At 38.3% G+C, this 20,289-nt stretch carries 18 protein-coding genes; 2 read left to right on the top strand and 16 right to left on the bottom strand.

Features of this window, described 5'->3' with window-relative positions; translation table 11 throughout:
* Positions 1-295 precede the first annotated feature (295 nt).
* Positions 296-1,198: a polyprenyl synthetase family protein gene (locus tag ACFIMQ_RS01515; protein ID WP_375615801.1), complete on the top strand. Its 903-nt coding sequence runs from the start codon at positions 296-298 to the stop codon at positions 1,196-1,198.
* Between the two features lie 406 nt (positions 1,199-1,604).
* Here ACFIMQ_RS01515 and ACFIMQ_RS01510 read toward each other — a convergent pair whose 3' ends face one another.
* From ACFIMQ_RS01510 to ispG, 8 genes are all read right to left on the bottom strand, one after another.
* Complete coding sequence (locus ACFIMQ_RS01510) at positions 1,605-1,784, bottom strand: hypothetical protein (protein ID WP_375615800.1); 180 nt, start codon at positions 1,782-1,784, stop codon at positions 1,605-1,607.
* 708 nt (positions 1,785-2,492) lie between these two features.
* Complete coding sequence (locus tag ACFIMQ_RS01505) at positions 2,493-2,861, bottom strand: hypothetical protein (RefSeq protein WP_375615799.1); 369 nt, start codon at positions 2,859-2,861, stop codon at positions 2,493-2,495.
* A 35-nt stretch (positions 2,862-2,896) separates the two neighbouring features.
* Positions 2,897-3,496 (bottom strand): hypothetical protein, encoded by a 600-nt coding sequence (locus tag ACFIMQ_RS01500; protein ID WP_375615798.1) that lies wholly within the window; start codon positions 3,494-3,496, stop codon positions 2,897-2,899.
* Positions 3,497-4,296: 800 nt separating this feature from the next.
* Positions 4,297-5,448, bottom strand: coding sequence for an MFS transporter (locus ACFIMQ_RS01495; protein WP_375703250.1), 1,152 nt, complete (start codon positions 5,446-5,448; stop codon positions 4,297-4,299).
* A 62-nt stretch (positions 5,449-5,510) separates the two neighbouring features.
* Positions 5,511-6,509, bottom strand: coding sequence for a ThiF family adenylyltransferase (locus ACFIMQ_RS01490; protein WP_375703249.1), 999 nt, complete (start codon positions 6,507-6,509; stop codon positions 5,511-5,513).
* Positions 6,510-6,602: 93 nt separating this feature from the next.
* Complete coding sequence (locus tag ACFIMQ_RS01485) at positions 6,603-7,064, bottom strand: hypothetical protein (protein WP_375703248.1); 462 nt, start codon at positions 7,062-7,064, stop codon at positions 6,603-6,605.
* Positions 7,065-7,110: 46 nt separating this feature from the next.
* Positions 7,111-7,320: an ATP-binding protein gene (locus ACFIMQ_RS01480; protein ID WP_375615794.1), complete on the bottom strand. Its 210-nt coding sequence runs from the start codon at positions 7,318-7,320 to the stop codon at positions 7,111-7,113.
* A gap of 864 nt (positions 7,321-8,184) precedes the next feature.
* Positions 8,185-9,426 carry a flavodoxin-dependent (E)-4-hydroxy-3-methylbut-2-enyl-diphosphate synthase gene (gene ispG, locus ACFIMQ_RS01475; protein ID WP_375703247.1) on the bottom strand — a complete coding sequence of 414 codons (1,242 nt, stop codon included), beginning with the start codon at positions 9,424-9,426 and terminating at the stop codon, positions 8,185-8,187.
* A 1,116-nt stretch (positions 9,427-10,542) separates the two neighbouring features.
* Between ispG and ACFIMQ_RS01470 the strand changes: the two genes are divergently transcribed.
* The gene (locus tag ACFIMQ_RS01470; RefSeq protein ID WP_375703246.1) at positions 10,543-10,827 is read left to right on the top strand and encodes a hypothetical protein; all 285 of its coding nucleotides are present in this window, start codon (positions 10,543-10,545) and stop codon (positions 10,825-10,827) included.
* Between the two features lie 707 nt (positions 10,828-11,534).
* On the opposite strand, the gene ACFIMQ_RS01465 is transcribed toward ACFIMQ_RS01470, so the two are convergent.
* The 8 genes from ACFIMQ_RS01465 to ACFIMQ_RS01430 all read right to left on the bottom strand — a co-directional run bounded on the left by ACFIMQ_RS01465 (position 11,535) and on the right by ACFIMQ_RS01430 (position 19,763).
* Positions 11,535-12,542 carry an HlyD family secretion protein gene (locus tag ACFIMQ_RS01465; RefSeq protein ID WP_375615791.1) on the bottom strand — a complete coding sequence of 336 codons (1,008 nt, stop codon included), beginning with the start codon at positions 12,540-12,542 and terminating at the stop codon, positions 11,535-11,537.
* A gap of 30 nt (positions 12,543-12,572) precedes the next feature.
* Positions 12,573-14,201 carry an MFS transporter gene (locus tag ACFIMQ_RS01460; RefSeq protein WP_375703245.1) on the bottom strand — a complete coding sequence of 543 codons (1,629 nt, stop codon included), beginning with the start codon at positions 14,199-14,201 and terminating at the stop codon, positions 12,573-12,575.
* Positions 14,202-14,225: 24 nt separating this feature from the next.
* Positions 14,226-14,642: an ATP synthase F1 subunit epsilon gene (gene atpC / locus ACFIMQ_RS01455; protein ID WP_375606580.1), complete on the bottom strand. Its 417-nt coding sequence runs from the start codon at positions 14,640-14,642 to the stop codon at positions 14,226-14,228.
* Positions 14,643-14,750: 108 nt separating this feature from the next.
* Positions 14,751-16,376, bottom strand: a complete 1,626-nt coding sequence (gene atpD, locus ACFIMQ_RS01450; protein WP_375615790.1) for a F0F1 ATP synthase subunit beta — start codon at positions 16,374-16,376, stop codon at positions 14,751-14,753.
* Between the two features lie 19 nt (positions 16,377-16,395).
* A complete protein-coding gene (locus ACFIMQ_RS01445; protein ID WP_375615789.1) occupies positions 16,396-17,307 on the bottom strand; it encodes a F0F1 ATP synthase subunit gamma in 912 nt (303 codons plus the stop codon).
* Between the two features lie 20 nt (positions 17,308-17,327).
* A complete protein-coding gene (gene atpA / locus ACFIMQ_RS01440) occupies positions 17,328-18,863 on the bottom strand; it encodes a F0F1 ATP synthase subunit alpha (protein WP_375615788.1) in 1,536 nt (511 codons plus the stop codon).
* The gene (gene atpH / locus ACFIMQ_RS01435) at positions 18,863-19,444 is read right to left on the bottom strand and encodes an ATP synthase F1 subunit delta (protein WP_375615787.1); all 582 of its coding nucleotides are present in this window, start codon (positions 19,442-19,444) and stop codon (positions 18,863-18,865) included. Before atpH ends, atpA begins: the two co-directional genes overlap by 1 nt.
* Positions 19,377-19,763: a hypothetical protein gene (locus ACFIMQ_RS01430; protein ID WP_375703244.1), complete on the bottom strand. Its 387-nt coding sequence runs from the start codon at positions 19,761-19,763 to the stop codon at positions 19,377-19,379. The genes atpH and ACFIMQ_RS01430 overlap by 68 nt, the downstream gene beginning before the upstream one ends.
* Positions 19,764-20,289 lie beyond the last annotated feature (526 nt).

The following is a 20,289-nucleotide window of genomic DNA, read 5'->3' as shown; positions in this document are numbered from 1 at the left end:
AGGCAATGTCAAAATGATCTTTCTTGTGCCAAAAATGATACAACAATGATTAAATAAATATCAAAAACACCGAAAGATTTGACCATTTTATACACAAATGAAAGCGTTTTCATAAAACTTTCATTCAATTTTTATTTGGATTTAAAAGGGATTTGCACATACAGTGGAAATATGAACCAAAAGAGAAATTGATTTTTTAATAAAAACCTATGCAAATTTATGAAAACGAGAAAAAGCAACAGGTTCTTTCTTTAAACTTTATAATTTCATTTTTGTAAAAACAAAGGAAGCAAGAATGCACGAATTTACCACCCTTCTTGCAAAACATGGACACACCGTTGAAAAGCGGCTTGATACCCTGTTAAGTGATCAAATCCAAAAGGGTGAAATTTCACGCCCTAAAAACTTAATCAAAGCCATGCGCTATGGTGTGCTGAACGGTGGAAAACGCTTGCGTCCTTTTCTTGTAATTCAAAGTGCTGCACTTTTTGATGTCCCTGTAGAACATTCTCTTGATGTTGCATGTGCCTTAGAATGTATTCATTGTTATTCGCTCATTCACGATGATCTTCCTGCTATGGATAACGATACACTTCGGCGCGGCAAACCCACCGTTCACATAGCATTTGATGAAGCAACAGCAATTCTCGCAGGCAACGCCCTTTTGACATTTGCCTTTGAAATCATTGCCCATAAAGCTAGTAATCTATCTACAGATATTAGAATCAAGCTGATCACGTCTCTTGCACAATCGGCAGGCTTTGGTGGTATGTTAGGTGGCCAAATGCTGGACCTTGAAGCTGAAAAAAGACCGCAAGAAAGTACTGACATCATCACTCTACAACACATGAAAACAGCAGCCTTGATAAGCTTTGCTTGCCAAGCAGGAGCCATTATCGGCAATGCTTCGAAAGAATTGACAGAAAAACTTGCTGCTTTTGGAACATACCTTGGTTTAGCATTTCAATTAACCGATGACCTTCTTGATGTCACCGCCAGCAGTGAAGTTCTAGGCAAAACCGCTGGGAAAGATGAAACGGCACATAAAGCTACTTTTATTCGCCTTTATGGCATTAAAGAAACACAAAAAAAACGCGATGAACTGATTACAAAAGCAGAAGCACTTTTACATCCTTTTGGCACCAAAGCAAAACCGCTCCAACAAGTCGCCCGCTTTAGTGCAACACGCAAAAATTAAACTTCACCCGCCCTATTGTACATAGTGTACACCTTCATCTTTGTTGAGTGCATAATAGATTTTTCAAAGAGACTTCAATATCGTAGGTCTGCATTATAGCTCCTATCATGAAATGGATGTGCCAAATATTGAGAGGTGTTTCATTAAAACAAGCGCGCGTGAATTGATAACACAAATACATTCTAGGCATCCTATTGTGCTTGAAAAACGCCCCCCTCATCAAAGAATGAAAGAAACAAAAACGGTAAAGCAATGCGTAATATCCACGCTTTAAAAGATATCGCCATGGATGCTTTAAAGCCGAATAAAAAACAACCGTAAAGAAAGAAACTGGTTTTTTCTTTTATATCTTTATCTTCTGACAATAAGGTAAAAAATAAACAGAATAAATATAAAACAGGGCATTTTATAAACCCGCAAAAGACAATAAAAATGCCGATTGGCTTTGTAGCCTTATCAAAATCATCTGTTGTTCATTGCCAACCGTAGAAGTACACTGCCCTCTCCGTATAGAGTCGTCATTTTTATGCCTTTTTACGCTATCTTGTCGTAAAAGATCAAATATGGCTACATTTTGTAAATTCACTCGTGTATTGCTTGCTCTTTAAAAACACTTTTACAAAAATGCTCGTTGTTTAGGTTCAGGTATCATTTTTTTGAAGTCTGTATTTCAGAAAAAATGAATATAATCGCTATTTCGGCTTTCATATCGCCCAAAGAACAAAGCTTCTTACCCCAATTTGCCCTGTAAACAGTCTGGATTCTTGTCGAGTAGATCCCACCTAACTTTCCACGCATGTGATTCACTTAAACTAAAGAATCGATATATTCACTACGCACTTTAAAAAAAATACTTAATGTATCAAGCAGGCTACCTTCAGCACACTTCAAATAACAGTGTTTTTACAGCATAACAGGGTAAATAAAGTCATCAGTTTCAATAACACGAAAGAGCAAAGCAGTATTATGACCGACATCTCTTTTCCTTCGCAAGGCAGCTACAAATAATCTATCGTTATTCATACTGAATTAGAACCCTAAATACCATAAAATTCCCTCATTTCAAATCTGTGTATGTTGAATCAATCAAAATCATCTTTTTGCACATCACAAACGGGGAAATCCGCGTGGATAAAAAATATTAAAAAAAGGAACTAAAAAAATACCTCTTCTGAATTGTCTCAAGAACCAAGAGCTTACCGCAATATTGAGGGGCTAGAAAAGTGAATGATAGCGTCGGTGCGCTTCTTCGAAAAGCAGAGATATTTTTACAAAAATGTGTAATAACTTCAATTTAATAATAATCATCGTGATTACTGTGCAACTTTAATTCATCACGCTCTTTATCTCGTTTATTCAATTCATCACATAAAAAAAGAATTGATAAGATTAAACAGAGCATGACCATTGCAACAGAAAGATAAAAAAAGTCCTTACTATTATATATAATAGAGCAATCTAATTTATGATAAGTAGTTTTTTCAACCCAAGTGCAAATTTCCTCCTTTAAGTGCAATTTTCTTATTAAGATGAAAAGCATCATTGTAAATGAACCTATGCCTGTTGCCAAAGCTGGAAAATATGTCCACCTTTTGAAGCCATAATGAACAAATATGCAACATGGATAAGAAAATGCCGCGATTATTAAGACTATTATAGCCATTTAATATCCTTCGAGAAAGTTTTGCCCATTCAATATCATTTATAAATTTCTCTTGATTGCATCATGTTATATATCGTGTGGAGCTCTCTGCAAAAACGTGCTATTTTTCTAGTATTTTCACTATAACCAGCGTTCATACTAGACACGAGGTCAATCATTTGTGTTGTAGAACTGATGCCATTTCCGCTTGAAGAATTAAGAAATTTTTTCGCGTAATCAATCATAGGGTCAGTAGAATTCATAGACATATTATAGGCCCAAATAAAATCGCTTTCTCTCCAATTATAATCATAACGCAAACTGCTTATGACATTGGGTAACATTGCCCATGACATCTCCTCATTATAATCACCACGCAATAAATTAACAAAGCGTCCACATAAAACAATCAGTATGTGACGATGCCATATAATATCAAATTTTGGCGCTATATTCTGATAGCCACGGCTATAGATGAAGTTTCTTGCTTGTTCTTGCTTTTGAAAATGTTCAAAAGCGCCGTAATTTTTACTGATATATTTTTCGTAAAGTCTATCGTACTGTTCTAGACTATCCACGCGCGTACATCCCAACAATACAAATACAGAAAAAAGAGTTATAAATGTTATAATAGGCGTTATAGATAACGATTTCATCGCTTTACCTTTTAATGACTGTAATTTGCAGGACTTAACAGATTTCATCAATATGTGTTTATTTATTTTTGTTTATATCAAATTATACTTAATGGTATTATTGTGCTTAGTTTTATGATCTCTCAAAGAAGAAGATACCATTCAAAATCCGTACAAATAGGTTTTCTTTACTATCTGGAAGTATTTTCTAACGTCAGAACATGCAGAGTTCACTCTGCAACCAAAGAGAAAATACCCCAAATAAGAATGCAAGATGTAAGAAAACATCTCAATAAGATGACGTGTATTTTAAAAGAAGCAATGGTAAAATCCGTTCACTATACCAACACTAAAATCCGATCATCAGAGTATCAAAACGATCATGAGGGAATTCTTATGAGGACAGACTAGAATTGTCCTCCCGCTTATTAAACACTGCCTAGCAAGACATTTCCAAAAAAGACAAGCGAAAATAGGAAATTTGTTTATGTACTATCACCATTCCTTAACAAGCGTAAATAAGCGTATAATCCGGCACAATCATGTTCTTTATCTGCTTCTCATCTTGCCAACAACTCCTAGCGTTCAAGAATATTCATGAAAAGCCTTTTTACTTCTTTTTTATGATTTTTACACTACGCCCACTTATAATGTACAAGAAACATGATTTTGATTAATATACATAGATTTGCAATAAGAAGAACGGACAATATTCAGCTTTCTCATTCAACATGCAAAAACAATGATAAGACTTATAAATCAAAGCCTTGATCCACTATAATACCCGATGAAACATGCGTGATAATGATAAGTAAATATCCTTACTGAGCTTTTTTGAGATTTCCTTCTAAAAAAAATACTGCCAACAAGTAAATCAATAAATAAACAGAAAAAATATAAACAAGCGAGAAAAAGCCAAATATATTGACCATATACGCACTCATGTAAAAAAATACCAATAAGCTAAACCTCCCAACGGTTGACAAAAAAGATTCATACGTAGCCCTGAAATGATCGCTAATATTATCATGCAAGACCACTTCTACACGAAGATAGGTGTACCTAATGAGATAAAAAGTCATACAGACTAAAATGACAGCAATTTCTTTTCTTGGTTCAAAAAAAGCGACTGTAAAAATCATGGAAACTGAAAGAAACAGCAATAAAATAAAATTCATTCTTTCACTTAGTTTTGTAAAGAGAAAACTAGCCAAGAGCTGAGAAAGCAATATCAATGAAAATGTCACACCAAGATCAAAATAAGTGACATTAATATGATGATCTTTAAATATCCACTGCCAATACTGCGAGAATATATTGAAAAAGATCAATGAAAAATAAAAGCATAAAGAGATATAAGGAACTTTAATAAAAATAGACAACATCTCTTTAGCATCATAAATGAGAGAATTCGCTTTATTTGGTTTTTTCTCTCCCTTCAAGTCATCAAGAAAAAACAAACCAAAGAGTGCTGTCATCAACATTAAAAACGCCGCGATATACCATATATATTGGCTAGAATAATCAGCAAAATATGCGCCAATTAAACTGAATATAAACATGCCGATGTAATTATATTGAGAGCTCGCTCCCAGCACTTTTTTAGTCGATGTCAATTTTGCTTTTGCATATTGAACAAGTAAAGCATTATAGGCGCCAGCAATCAATGTCAGCGATAAAGCATTAAAAGATTCTGCCAAAAGAAATCCATAAAAGCTTGTAGAAAATCCCATGAGACATAGCCATGTAGCAGCAAAAGCCGCTGCCAAAACAATCGATATTTTATAACTTTTTCGATCAGCAAAATATCCCAGAGGAATATCGGTAACCATCATAATAAAAGCCTGAAATGACTTAATGATCCCAATATCAATAAGTGTTAAGCCTTTTTCAAGCATATAAAAGACAATAAAGGCGCCTGTTAAAATTCTTATACCGTTAAATAAAAAGCCAAATGCTAATATACTGGTCATGCATTCCCCCAATAACACCCAAAAAGGCACCATATACATCATTTTATATCAATATAAAAAGCTTATATTTCACGACAAATAGGGCAATAACCGCTATAAGGATCTTCAGTCCTATCAATTTTATAGCTGGAAAAATTAATAAATAATGTTTTTTCTATAATTTGACATTTGTCAAAATCCGTTAAATATTTTACTGCCTCAAGAGCAGCCAAAGAACCAGCAACCGCATTATACGGATCTATCAAAGTATTCATATAGTTTTGCTTAATAGTCTTAACAAACTCAAACTCATGGATATCCTTCATATGATTCTGATTCACACATGCATAACATCTTGTTTTACCTGGAATAATCAACGGGCCAACAATAGCATTTACCGTGGCCGAAGCAGCATATAACAGCGCGCCACCCATATTAAAAGCAGCTTCGTTCATTAAATGGAAAAAAGCTGGCCTTGGATTATCTGCTGCGCATATAACAAGATCAGCTCTTTCGAATAGACGGCATGCCTTTTCTATATTATCTATTTTTTCATCATAGAACTCATATTGAGTCGAAGGACTAATATATGGAGCTTTATCTCTAGCAACATCAACCTTTTTTTTACCTAAGTCACTATAATTATAGAGTATCTGTCTAGATAAATTTGATTCTTCAACAATATCAAAATCATAGCTTTTAATATGTCCTGCCCCCATAGCAGATAATGTATAAAAAACGTAGCTTCCACATCCACCCAAACCAACTATAGTTATCTTAGCATCTTTCAATTTGGAGTTAGCTAAAAGGGCATTGTCAAAATTACCTGATACATGCTTGAATAAGTTAATTTGCCTATCAAATCTATTATACTCGCTCTCACTAAGCCCAGCTTTTCTAATAGAATCCTCCTTTGAAAAGGGGGGTTCTATTATTCTATTATCAAGCATATATTTTGCTAAATACAAAAAATCTTCGCTTTCTGCAGTATCTAGGTTACATTTCAATATTATATCACCTATGGTATTCTCTGCATCAAAACACGCCAAAGCTTTTATAACATTCGGTGACGTACCACTCATATCAAGAGCTATAACATTTGTAGATCCGCCGCTATCAAAACCTCATCACCTTCTTGCCTCGCTGATATGGTATACGAATAAACATACTTGTTTTTATATAGCAAATTCATTTTCAAATCTCCCCCTAGCAAGCTGAAGATCTACATAACTCAACAAATCGTGCAAATCTCTTGTGTTATCAAAATTAAAATTATTGAAACAAAATTTACGCCCATGATACTCTTCAAGATATTTTATATGTAGCCTTATAGCATTCATTTTTTCATCTATTGAGAGCTCACCCAAGCTTATATGATGAAATCTACGAAAAAACGCCGCCCCCCCTTGAATATGTGCTAATTCTGCAGAAGTGATCGCTATAATGAGCTTTAAATTCTGTTCCAGCATAAAAGGTTTGAATAAACCCATAGCACCAATACCTCCATCACTTCTGGTATTAGCGATTGAATGCTCTTCATCAATAAACAGAGCGACATTCTCATATGGAGATACGGTTTCTATTAAAGTTCCGATTTTTCGTTCAAACTCCCCCCGTAATCCTGTATCAGATATCACGCTTCCTAAATTAACCTCTAGTATGACATATCCATTCAACATAGGCTTAAAACTGATTAAGCCTAAAAGCTAACTCACGCACAAAAGAAGTCTTTCCACATCCAGCAGGACCAGAAATAACGATACTTTTCTTATAAGCGCAAAACAAAGAAACTATCGCTGTTCTTATCATTTCTTCGCGACCAATATATGGAGATCTCTTTCCTAAACCAAGGACATTCAAATTGACTCTACTTTCTCTCATATCGCGAGCCAATAATAGCGCCTCTTCATTTTGTAAATAAATATTAGCCCCAACCGTAAATAGAAGGGGTCATACCCCCCTTCCAATATTTTTAATTATGATAATACAGAATCGCAAATCAAAGATTTTACTTTAGCAGATGTAGAAGAATAAGACTTGATCTTCGTTCCTAGTACAACTTTATATTATTTTAACCCCCTTGTTTAAAATAATATTCGGAAGAATAACCTCTCTTTATTTTAATTTGGCATTTATATTAAATTATGCCAATTAATAATTTGGGATAGTTTATTCAATTACAAAATTGCTCAAGCCATATTTTTTATAGTGTCTCAAATCTATAATATTTGTTCGAAACGGATTTTTATTTTTCGAAGATAAGTATCTCCAACCATCTGCACAGTTTATGATTTTTTGTACTTTTATGAACTTGCATAGAAGGCTGTTATAGCAATACAAAGCTTTTTTGAGATATTGAAGTATTTGAAAAAACAAGTGCAGGCCCCCACAATCTTCAAGCAATAAAGCTTTTGTAAAAAAATTAAACACTAAAATTTGAAAGGAACTCAAATTACCCTATTAATTGGGAAAAATTCTAACAGCACGATCCAGCTTTTCATGGAAATTCATAAAATTGTTTGAGATAATGTCACGTTTAGTTTGCTATTGGATCTGTTAGAAGACAGTGTTATCAAGGAAACATGCTTGACAACAGTGAAGAAGAGCCGCAATTTATGAACGATCATCTTATTCCAACATGCAATCACGATGAGGACTGAATATTGATTTACAAGCAAAAGCAAAACCTTGAATAAAGAAAAAATGCAAAAACTATCATTGATAATGTTTTGAAGAAATAAACTTCAAGAATTTATTTCAACCCTGTCCAAAGCGTGTATGAATATAATCACTCAAAAGCGCTTCAAATTCTTCAGCAATGTAATCACCCCGCAAAGTTTTTACCTTTTGTCCCTCAATAAAAACAGGAGCCGCTGGACTTTCCCCCACTCCAGGCAAAGAGATTCCAATATCCGCATGTTTTGATTCTCCCGGTCCATTGACGATACATCCCATCACAGCCACCTTCAAACTTTCAACCCCAGGATATTTTTCACGCCAAACGGGCATATTTTTGTGTAAATCCGCTTCAATTTTTTGTGCCAATTGCTGAAATACTGTCGAGGTCGTGCGACCACATCCAGGACAAGCAGCAACAACAGGCAAAAATTGTCGAAACCCCATTACTTGCAAAAGTTCTTGTGCAACTTTGACTTCTCGTGTTCGATCACCACCAGGATCAGGGGTTAATGAAATTCGTATCGTATCACCAATCCCTTGCTGTAATAAAATGCCCAAAGCCACCGAAGACGCCACAACCCCCTTTGTTCCCATCCCTGCTTCTGTCAAACCCAAATGGAGTGCATAATCACAACGCTCTGCCAGGGCAATATAGACAGCAATAAGATCTTGGACATCACTCACTTTAGCAGAAAGAATAATTTTATCACGTCCCAATCCTAACTCTTCTGCTAAAGCAGCCGAAAGCAAAGCCGACTGAACAACAGTTTCCCGCATCACTTCAGCCACAGATAAGGGTTTTTCTTGCTGTGCATTTTCATCCATAAGTCGTGTTAACAACGCATTATCAAGAGAACCCCAATTCACACCAATGCGAATAGGTTTATGATACCGACAAGCAATCTCTATAATTTCCGCAAATTGGCGATCTTTTTTTGCACCAAAGCCAACATTTCCAGGATTGATGCGATATTTTGCAAGCGCCTCAGCACACGCAGGATGCTCTGATAAAAGCTTATGACCAATATAATGAAAATCCCCCACCAATGGGATAAAAAAACCTAACCTCTCCAATCGCTCCCGTATTTTTGGGACAGCAGCTGCTGCTTCATCGCGATCAACAGTAACCCGAACCAATTGAGACCCAGCTTGCCAAAGAGCAGAAACCTGCGCAACAGTTGCATCAACATCCGCTGTATCTGTATTGGTCATTGACTGGACAACAATCGGGCTCTCCCCCCCAACGATCACATCACCAACAGCAACACCAACAGACCGACGACGCTCAAGTGGTTTAGATAAAGGATAGGTCGTACTCATCAAGTCCTCAAATTTTTAAAACCTGCGCTATCAATCATCGTTTATATCGACTTCCTTCGCGCCTCAAAGGACGAAAATTATACCACCCACCAATCTTAACAGATTGCTCTCAAAAGATTTCACCTGCTAATCACTGAAGCAAATCAACCCATAGGGACTCTTCATTCTATAAACACACCAGATCCGTTTCACAATTCCTGTTCAAGTTTATACTTTTACACTTGGTTGCTCCAAAAAGAAACTGAAATCAAACAGAGATAATAGTGTATTTTAAGTTGCATGTTTATACTCTACATCAACATCATCGCAGAACAGTATTTTACAACACACTAGATAACGCTTATCAAAGCGCAATTTTAAAATATTCATGAAAGACACCGCCTAATGTTGCGACAGCCCTTGGCTCTTAAAGCGATTCATAAGAGGTATTTTTACTCCTTTCTTGTATAATTTCACACCATACACTCATCCTGCTTGTGATATACAAGAGAATGATTTTGATTAATTCAACATAAAACAGATTCAAAATGAGAGAATTTTACGATATTCGGAAGTCTAACTCAAATTGAGCAAAGCTAAATTGTCATTATAAATCAATATATTATACAATTAAGCCAACATGTTAATTTATAATAATTTATCTTTTTAAAAATTTGAATGGTAAACGCGAATATTATAAGATTCTTTCGTTTTAAATTTTCTTAATTGAATCAATCACCCCCACTCCCCTGACACCACAAGCGAACATGGAGATGCAAACTATAAATAAGGAATAAAGATTCTTTATAAACCGTTTCAAGGGATAAAAGCGATCCCAACACTTTAAACAAGCAAAAAAATGAAAATACCCGCTTACACCTTTAGAAACATAAGATAGTAGTGCTCAAGAATCTTACACCATTGTGCAAAAATTTTACCTTATATCCTTAACAAACGCCATCATGAAATGAATCCGAGCCCATTAAGAAATGCCTCATTAAACCAAAACTCTTAGTTTTCATTTCATCCACAAGCCACATAATCAATGCAACCTTTTAATTTTCAAGCCGTTATAGCAAGACCCCAAACACAATTCCAACGATCATGCAACAATTTAACATATGAAGGAGTCAATAAATGTGTCTATTTTCACCCCATAGAAAAAATGCTAAAATTAAAAAACGTATAGCACAATTAAAAAGAGAGCTGGTTCCCGTAAATCATTGGAGTTCTCAAAATGATAGCTTTGAAAACATTTCTGAGCTGTTTAACACATGGAAACAAAAAGGCCGTCACGCACTTTATCACCTCAATGAACATGCTACAGAATTAAAGAAAAAAGCGAAAGAAAATCCTAAAAAAACCCTCGCATTAGCAGCAGGAGTCGTTTTAGTAAGCTTCTTACTGATCCGTAAAAATTAACAACACAAGCAACAACTTCCCCTTTTAATGCCCGGACTCAAAGCGGGCATTTTTATCGTTTACAAAACACCACACCTTATGCCCTCTTCCTAACTTGAAACCTTCCCCCCCAAAAGGATAAGTTTTTCATCCGCCTCATCCGTCTTTGCCCCCCTCCCCACACCTCAAAGGATGGAGATTCCTACCAGTCACTGGACTGTCAACAGTCCAGCATCTCTCGGCAAACTTCACCTGCTGACCATTTACGCGGTTCACTTTATAGGCGCGATAGACAAGCCCTGCATTAAATACTGATCACAATATCTAAAAAACTCTTAATATGTAAAGCTTGTCATGCCTTATATCACCGCTCTAAACAACGCTGTTTTACGGCATAACAGGATAATCCAACTTTTTATCTCGCAGACTCTCCCGCTGTCCACCCATGTGGTTCGTATCACCCCACTCAAAAGACAATGTTGCTAGAAACTACAGGCACAGCTTTCAATATTCCATCCCTCTACTACTGGGTTATTTCAAAAGAAATAGAAACGATTAAAAATGCATGCGCTTTAATGTTTTAAAAAGCATTATTTTACAGCATAACAAATAAGAACTTTAAGAGCTTTAAAAGATGTATCATAACAAACCAAACAAAATCTTCCAACGTGAATACCCACTTGCTATAAAAAAGTGGCATAAAAATTAAACTGAAAAAACCCAAAATTTTATCCTCCAGAATCGACCCGTTGCGAAGTATCTACATACGTAACCACGGACATCCCAGGGATGAGCTTTTCAATTCCTTCCTGCCCAGGATCTAAAGCAATCCGTACTGAAATACGTTGCGCAATTTTAATAAAATTACCAATAGTTGTATCTGTTTTTAACAATGAAAACTCTGAGCCTGTAGCAGGTGCAAAACGAACCACACGCCCTGTTAACTTTTTGTTGTTCAATGCATCAACAGAAAAAACAACTGGTTGTCCCACACGCATCTGAGAAAGCTGTGTTTCCTTATAGTTAGCAATAATCCAAATATCATCAGAAATAACAGAGACCAATTGCGTACCGGGCATAACATATTGCCCTACCCGCGCTCCAACTAATCCAATATAGCCTGTTCGAGGAGATAAAATCTTTGTATGATCAAGATTAAGTTTTGCTAACTCAACACTCACCTTTGCTCCCGCAATTTCTGACTGTAAACTTTGCCGTTCAAGATTTAATTGTTTTTGCAATTGTCGTTTTGTTTCCAATGCCGTCAAGAGTTGTGAAAAAGGACGAGAAACAGAACTTTCCGTATCACCAAAACCTAACTTTTTACTTTCGGGGATAACATTGGAGAATGCTCGTGAACGCGCCAGTTCAACTTCTGCAGCATTAATTTCGCCCTGCAAAAGCTGTGCTTGCAATTCAATACTTGCTAGTTTTGCATTTTTTGAATCGAGAATAGCCTGTGCCCGTGCAAGCTGCTGACGAAAAAGAGAATCATCGAGCTCAAAGAGCAACATTCCCTTTTCAACGCGTTGATAATCTTGCACATAAATCCGTGCGATCACCCCAGAGATCTGTGAACTAACCAGCGTAACATTGCCCTTAATGGAAGCATTATCCGTTATTTGGATGTGACTCACAAAAGGAGGAAGTCTCCAAGCCCATAAAATCAGTAAAACACCCGTAATACCTGATAGGAATGCAATAATTGTAGCTTTTGATCGTAATGCTTTTATCATTTTTTGCACCCCTCTTTCTATGATATTACTCTACTTTTCTAATGCTCGCAAAGAGCATGACTTAACAATCATTGTGACAAGAAAAATAACGAATGCAATCATTGAAATATAAAAATAAAGCCTAAAAACGTCATCATAAGCAAAAATATTTGCTGTTAACTTAAATTTTTCTATCAACATAGAAGTACCCTGCTCACTCCCCAAGCCATTGGAAACAGAAACACCATAAGAAGGCGAAAACAAAGTATTCATCTCACCAGAAATAAGTGGATCAGTAACAACAATATTTTGTGTTAAAGACTCAAAGTTCTTATGGGCAAAATAAAACTGTAAGCTGCCAAAAAAAGCCGACCCCATCAATCCCCCTGTCACTTGCGTTAACAAAAAAACAGCAATAAAGCTTAAAACGTAACGCGGACCTCTCTCACCAGCGAGCACAAACCCTTTGAAAAGAGCAGGCGGCAAAAACAGTGCATAACTAAAACTCACCAATCCTTGGCTCAACATCATATCTTGCGGACGCGTTAAATGGTTTACACGACTATCTAAATAAGCTCCCAGCGCCAAACAACCCAAAGATAACAAATAAAAATAATCCTCACGCCCCGCTCGTAAAAAAAAGACGCAAACAGCTCCCCCTAACAAAATACCTAGTACCACAGCAAGATACATGGGCGCCATCTCACGATTAAGCAAACCAAAAAGATTAAAAAAGCCTACGGGCAAATTTGACCGCTCTAACAAGAAAACATGAAAGATAAATAAAATAAAAACAGATTGGACCATTTCCTTACTGAAAATCCACCGGAGATCAATCAACGGTTTTTCTCTATTAAGCTCAATAATAATAGCAATAGCCAATGAGAAAATGGCAAGTGCGAGCCCCCAACCAATCCATGGTGCTTCATACCACCAATACAATATGCCAACAGACATAATCACGGCATTTAATCCAAGACCAAGAGCAATCAAACCATAGCTTATCCAATCTAACTTTTGAATCACCTTACTGCGAACAACAGGCGTTAGGGGCAAAGTATAGATACAAACCAAGCTGATGAGAACCAATCCCATTTCCAGCGCGGAAAGACTGGAAAAACCACCATGTTCCAGCAAATCAGGAGAAATCAAACGTGATAAAGGTGCCGCTAAAGCAGCATTCATATAATTCAAGCTAAGACCAATAGTAAACTTCTTTGCTGGAGCAAAAGCCTCCATCATATAAAGCAGAGCAAGCGAAGCCAAAGGTGCAGCAGCAATCCCAGCGAAAAAGCGAATAATCAATGCAGAACGCAAATCCGTAACAAAGAGCTGTAAAACACAAACCAAAACGAAGCCAAGGATTGATAATTCAGCAAAAGCGCGCAACCCAAATTGATAGCGAATTTTGATCAACATAATCGCTATACTTACATTTGGCGCCATATAGGCCGCTACCAACCATGTTGTCTCGGTCAAAGTTGCGTGAAAATCACCGGTCAGATGGACAATGTTAGACTGAACAATATTAGCCCCTAAACCATAAGCCCATTGCAAAATAAGAGAAGCCAGAATATAAACAAAGCACTTTGGCAAAGGCCCTGCAAAAACACGACCAGGACGAGGAAAAGGTTTTCCGCTTCTTTTAGCAGACACAACCGTACTCTTTTTCCCGCTCATGTCACCTTTTCCTGTCTACCCTTGCTACGCCTCTATCAACGAAGAACCATCAGCTGACAATTGCTGGAAAAAAGCCTCTATTTTATGTTTATCCTCATCACTTGCTCCCCCCTTTAACGTCGCTTGAACTTGCAAAATCTGCTGTTCTAATACATCAAAAGAAAGATGCTCTACAGCCACAACATGCTCTACCAATAAAGAGCAGCCTGAAAAGGTAATATTTGCAACACCTCCACATACAGCAAATAATTTCTCACCTAAAGAAGTGCGAACACGAACACTGCCCAACACAATACTTGCCACCAATGGCGCATGATGCGCCATAACTGTTAAAGAACCTGAGGCTGAAGGAAGAACAACAGACACGACCTGATCTGAAAACACAATTTTTTCAGGCGATACAAGCTCAAACAAAAAATGCTCTTCTCTATTGTTTTCCACAAAAGTCTCCACAATACCCGATATAAGGACTTTCCGTTTTTTTCAACGACTCGTCCTTTTTAACGACAAATATTCATGACAGTTTTCTCCTTAATAAGAAATTTCCTACTAAGAAGCCTCTGCCATAAGACGCTTTCCTTTTTCAAGTGCTTCATCAATCGAACCAACCATATAAAAAGCAGCTTCTGGCAAATCATCATAATCGCCAGCACAAAGACCTTTAAAACCTTTGATTGTCTCTTCTAAAGGGACGAGTTTTCCCGGTGAACCAGTAAAGGCTTCCGCCACATGGAAAGGTTGCGAAAGGAAACGTTCAATTTTACGTGCCCGTCCCACCAGCAATTTGTCGTCTTCAGAAAGTTCATCCATTCCAAGAATAGCAATAATATCCTGAAGTGCCCTATAACGTTGTAAAATAGTTTGCACTTGACAAGCAACAGTGTAATGCTCTTCCCCCACAATCAATGGATCCAACATACGCGAGAAAGAGTCAAGCGGATCAACCGCTGGATAGATTCCCTTTTCAGCAATAGAGCGTGAAAGAACTGTCGTTGCATCCAAATGGGCAAAAGACGTTGCCGGTGCTGGATCTGTCAAGTCATCTGCAGGAACATAAATCGCTTGAACAGAGGTAATAGAGCCTGTTTTTGTACTGGTAATACGTTCTTGCAACGCCCCCATATCTGTTGCCAAAGTTGGCTGATACCCCACAGCAGAAGGAATACGCCCTAAAAGAGCAGACACCTCAGCTCCTGCTTGCGTGAAACGGAAAATATTATCCACAAAGAAGAGAACATCTTGTCCTTCATCACGGAAACTTTCCGCAATTGTCAATCCTGAAAGAGCCACACGCGCACGTGCTCCTGGTGGTTCATTCATTTGCCCGTAAACAAGCGCACATTTTGACCCTTCCGTTGAACCATTATTCTCTTTTGGATTCACATTCACGCGACTCTCGATCATTTCATAATAAAGGTCATTTCCCTCACGTGTACGTTCTCCCACACCAGCAAATACGGAATAACCACCGTGTGCCTTTGCAATATTGTTTATAAGTTCCATAATGAGAACAGTTTTTCCAACACCAGCACCACCAAACAAGCCAATTTTACCTCCTTTAGAATAAGGAGCTAACAAATCCACAACTTTAATACCAGTGACGAGAATTTCTGAAACCGTTGATTGTTCAACATATTCAGGCGCCTCTTGGTGAATAGAACGCGTTTTAGTTGCAGGAATTGGTCCCACATTATCCACCGGCTCTCCAATCACATTCATAATACGTCCCAATGTCGCTTCTCCTACAGGAACGCTAATTTGCGTTCCTGTATCCACAACCTTTTGGCCCCGCATCAGACCATCAGTTGTATCCATAGCAATCGTACGCACAGTATTTTCACCCAAATGCTGAGCAACTTCCAACACCAAACGATTGCCTAAATTCTCTGTTTCCAAAGCATTGAGAATATTTGGCAATGCGCCTTCAAATTGCACATCAACGACAGCACCAATAACCTGCTTGATCTCACCAACAGCGCCTTTTGCACGCTCTTCTTTTTTTGCGGATATATCTTTTTTTACAGGCGTATCTTTAGCCGCACTACGCGCAGATGCAGACGAAGCCTTGACACCCGCTTGAGATTTCGAAGCGGCTTTTTTCACGCCGGAACGATCAACTGGTTTCTTTTTTTCACCTTTTTCTGTTCCTTTGCTTGAGGTTACTGCTTTTACCATCAATCCTTACCTTTTCCATTTAAAGCGCTTCAGCGCCCGCAATAATTTCGATCAATTCTGTCGTAATCTGTGCCTGACGCTGACGATTATAAGCCACCGTCAATTTATTAATCATTTCACCTGCATTGCGCGATGCATTGTCCATAGCTGTCATTTTTGCGCCCATTTCACCAGCAACATTTTCCAACAAAGCCCGAAAGATTTGCACCGAAAGATTGCGTGGCACAAGCGCCTCTAAAAGAGAAGCAGCATCAGGTTCATACTCATAAACAATTGATTGTGAACCTTTGCTATGATCGGTTTGCTCCACAACATCTATTGCCTCAACAACTGCTTTTGGAGCAATCATTGGAATCAAGCCAAAAGCTGTCGGACGCTGATTAATTACGGAAACAAATTCAGAATAAAACAGCGTACAGACATCGAAAGCGCCATCATTGAATAAATCAACAATCCGTTGACTAATCATCACCGCCTCTGCAAAACCAATTCGCTTTACAGCATGCAAATCGATGTGATCAATTATCAAACCTTTGTAATCACGCGATAAAATATCCGCACCTTTTTTTCCCACGGTAATAATTTTCACTATTTTACCAACTGCCAATAGTGCTTTAATTTGTTCACGTGCACGACGAGCGATTTGCACATTAAAAGCACCACACAAACCGCGCTCAGCAGTACACACCACCAAGAGATGCACATCATCTCGCCCCGTACCACGCATAAGAGCAGGCGCATCAACACCATCCACATCAGCAGCAACACTGGTTAAAATATCAGCCATCCTCTTCGCATAAGGACGCGCAGACTGTGCTGCCTCTTGCGCACGGTGCAACCTTGCTGCTGCAACCATCTGCATAGCTTTGGTAATCTTTTGTGTTGCTTTAACCGAAGCGATACGGTCTCTAAGATCTTTTAGTGAAGCCATTCAAGCGTTCCATCAATTCATCACGAGAAATTTTTCGCATAAGTGTTAAGAACCGTCATCAACTTATCTTTCAGCTCATCTGTTAACTGCTTTTGCTCCGCAATTGCCTTTAAGAGATCTTGATAATCACTCCGCAAAAGCACCAAAAGTCCCTGCTCAAACCGTGCAACATCAGAAACCGCCAAAGCATCAAGATAGCCATTCACACCCGCGAAAATAACCACCACCTGTTCTTCTGTTTTGAGTGGAGAAAATTGTGGCTGCTTTAAAAGCTCAGTCAAGCGTGCTCCTCGATTCAACAGACGCTGGGTTGACGCATCCAAATCAGAGCCAAACTGCGCAAAAGCTGCCATTTCACGATATTGCGCCAATTCACCTTTAATCGAGCCGGCAACCTGTTTCATCGCCTTAATTTGTGCAGCAGAACCAACACGCGACACAGAAAGACCAACATTTACAGCGGGACGAATTCCTTGATAAAACAAATTAGTCTCTAGAAAAATTTGCCCATCCGTAATCGAAATCACATTTGTAGGGATATAGGCGGAAACATCATTTGCTTGCGTTTCAATGACTGGCAAAGCTGTCAAAGACCCAGATCCATTTTCTGCATTCAACTTTGCAGCCCGCTCTAAAAGACGCGAATGAAGATAGAAAACATCTCCCGGATAAGCTTCACGACCTGGAGGACGACGTAACAAAAGAGACATTTGACGATAAGCCACCGCCTGTTTTGACAAGTCATCATAACCGATCAAAGCATGTTGCCCATTATCACGAAAATATTCGCCCATAGCACATCCGGCAAGAGGTGCAATAAATTGCAATGGCGCTGGATCAGAAGCGGTTGCTGCCACAATAATAGAATATTCCAGTGCTCCACGTTCTTCCAAAACTTTAACGAACTGCGCCACCGTCGAACGTTTTTGACCGATAGCGACATAAATACAATAAACTTTATCTTGCTCTCGTCCAGCGCCTTTTTCATGAAAAGGTTTTTGGTTTAAAAATGTATCGAGCAAAATTGCTGTTTTTCCTGTTTGGCGATCACCAATCACCAATTCACGCTGCCCCCGTCCAATAGGGATGAGTGCGTCAATCGCTTTCAATCCAGTCGACATCGGTTCATGGACAGACTGACGCGGAATAATTCCAGGAGCCTTAACATCAACACGACGACGCTCTGTTGCTTTAATGGCCCCCTTACCATCGATAGGGTTTCCCAACGCATCAACCACACGCCCAAGCAAAGCGGGGCCCACAGGAACATCGACGATAGCACCTAACCGCTTTACACAATCACCTTCACGAATATCACGATCTGAGCCAAAAATGACCACACCAACGTTATCAACTTCCAAATTGAGTGCCATACCACGCACACCGTTTGGAAAGGCGACCATTTCCCCTGCTTGGACATTATCCAAACCATAAACGCGAGCAATACCATCTCCCACAGAGAGAACCCAACCAATTTCTGAAACCTCAGCCTTTTGGTCAAAGTTTTTTATTTGCTCTTTTAGAATTTTTGAAATTTCAGATGGTCTAATATCCATCAGCTGACCTCTTTTTTCAATGCAAGCTTAAGCGAAGACAATTTTGTGAGAAGGGACGTATCAATTTGAGACGACCCCACACGAACGATTAATCCACCAAGAATTGTTGGATCCACAATGATGTGCAGCAAAACTTTTCCCCCGACGACACTTTCCAAAGCCTCACACAACTCTTGTCTTTGTTGAGAACTTAAAGGGCGCGCAGAAACAATTTGCGCAGTAACCTGCCTACGAGCGCGTGCAACACAACGCTGAAAAGCATGTAAAATACCAAATACGGCACTGAGCCTACGGTTTGCTGCAATAACGCGTAAAAAATTACCAATAACCTGCCCTGCGTTTTTATCAGCAAATTTGATGTTTGCACAAACAGATTGCATCACCTTCATTTGCTCTTTGACTGAAAAGAATGGACTAAGCACAAAGCGTTTTAAATCCTTATGCTCCAAAACAAGCAAAAGATCCTCTACTGCCTTTTCAACCTTTTCAACGTTTCCGGCTTCTTGAACGCAATCAAAAAGCGCTTGCGCATAGCGTTGATCTACCAACGGCAGCGGTATGAGAGAAAACGAATCCGACACGAAATACCGCCTCTTTCCCTTGAGCGACTCTCTGATAGTTATCAGATAAAATGAAACAGACACTCTCCATTTTAAGAATCTTCTTCTTAAAATCTAGAATAAAAACCACTTGGTTTCTAGCATAGACATAACTGACTCGCAACACCACAAATCGCTGCTTTTTAAAAATTTTAATAAAATATTCAAAATATTTTTGAAAAGCATTTTTTTTAGATATACAGGATGGCATCACAGTTTTTTTAGTTCTCCTTTTTGACATTTTCTGAGCGATTTTTTTCACTCTCTTTAATTTTACTCCCAATGCTCTTTCCACCCCCAAAAAACGGTTCCTCCTTAACATTAAAGATCACCCTCTTATCACCACAAGAGCTTTCGCGAGAAGCAATTATGCATTGCCTCACACTTTTGTTTATTGCGTTCTAGAATGGGATTACATCCCTCACGAGAACAGAACGCCATTGGGTTGCAATTTAACAGGCTTGTTTTAAAGAGACATCTCTCAAAGCTCCCAAGCCCATTTATGACAGTACCCATAAATGGTATAACAGTAAATCTATTGAGCCCCCATCTTTACGCTTATGAAGAAACAAGCTTTCTCCACACCACACACTTTGCCCGGTTCTCAATATTGCGACAGCCTTTGGCATTAGAGACGATTCATAAGAAGCACTTTTACTCCTTATCTTCTATAGTTTCACTCCACATACTCAATTCCCGCTTGTTATGTACAAGCGAATAATTTTGATTGATTTAACATACACAGGTTTGAAACGAGAGAAGCTTACGATATTCGAAACTCTCATTCAACATACAAAACAATGCATTATCCTTATAAACAAGGCTGC

This window comes from Bartonella sp. AD13SXNS (assembly GCF_042196465.1).
GTDB lineage: Bacteria > Pseudomonadota > Alphaproteobacteria > Rhizobiales > Rhizobiaceae > Bartonella.
Note: the sequence above shows the minus strand (reverse complement) of the source record. Positions and strands in the feature narration are given on the sequence as shown.

What these genes read in the sequence shown, in the direction of transcription:
- atpA (WP_375615788.1), bottom strand. Translation starts at nt 18,863, where the DNA reads ATGGATATTAGACCATCTGAAATTTCAAAAATTCTAAAAGAGCAAATA.
- ACFIMQ_RS01470 (WP_375703246.1), top strand. Translation starts at nt 10,543, where the DNA reads ATGTGTCTATTTTCACCCCATAGAAAAAATGCTAAAATTAAAAAACGT.
- ACFIMQ_RS01445 (WP_375615789.1), bottom strand. Translation starts at nt 17,307, where the DNA reads ATGGCTTCACTAAAAGATCTTAGAGACCGTATCGCTTCGGTTAAAGCA.
- ACFIMQ_RS01460 (WP_375703245.1), bottom strand. Translation starts at nt 14,201, where the DNA reads ATGAGCGGGAAAAAGAGTACGGTTGTGTCTGCTAAAAGAAGCGGAAAA.
- ACFIMQ_RS01500 (WP_375615798.1), bottom strand. Translation starts at nt 3,496, where the DNA reads ATGAAATCGTTATCTATAACGCCTATTATAACATTTATAACTCTTTTT.
- ispG (WP_375703247.1), bottom strand. Translation starts at nt 9,426, where the DNA reads ATGAGTACGACCTATCCTTTATCTAAACCACTTGAGCGTCGTCGGTCT.
- ACFIMQ_RS01495 (WP_375703250.1), bottom strand. Translation starts at nt 5,448, where the DNA reads ATGACCAGTATATTAGCATTTGGCTTTTTATTTAACGGTATAAGAATT.
- ACFIMQ_RS01465 (WP_375615791.1), bottom strand. Translation starts at nt 12,542, where the DNA reads ATGATAAAAGCATTACGATCAAAAGCTACAATTATTGCATTCCTATCA.
- ACFIMQ_RS01490 (WP_375703249.1), bottom strand. Translation starts at nt 6,509, where the DNA reads ATGAGTGGTACGTCACCGAATGTTATAAAAGCTTTGGCGTGTTTTGAT.
- ACFIMQ_RS01515 (WP_375615801.1), top strand. Translation starts at nt 296, where the DNA reads ATGCACGAATTTACCACCCTTCTTGCAAAACATGGACACACCGTTGAA.
- ACFIMQ_RS01505 (WP_375615799.1), bottom strand. Translation starts at nt 2,861, where the DNA reads ATGGCTATAATAGTCTTAATAATCGCGGCATTTTCTTATCCATGTTGC.
- atpD (WP_375615790.1), bottom strand. Translation starts at nt 16,376, where the DNA reads ATGGTAAAAGCAGTAACCTCAAGCAAAGGAACAGAAAAAGGTGAAAAA.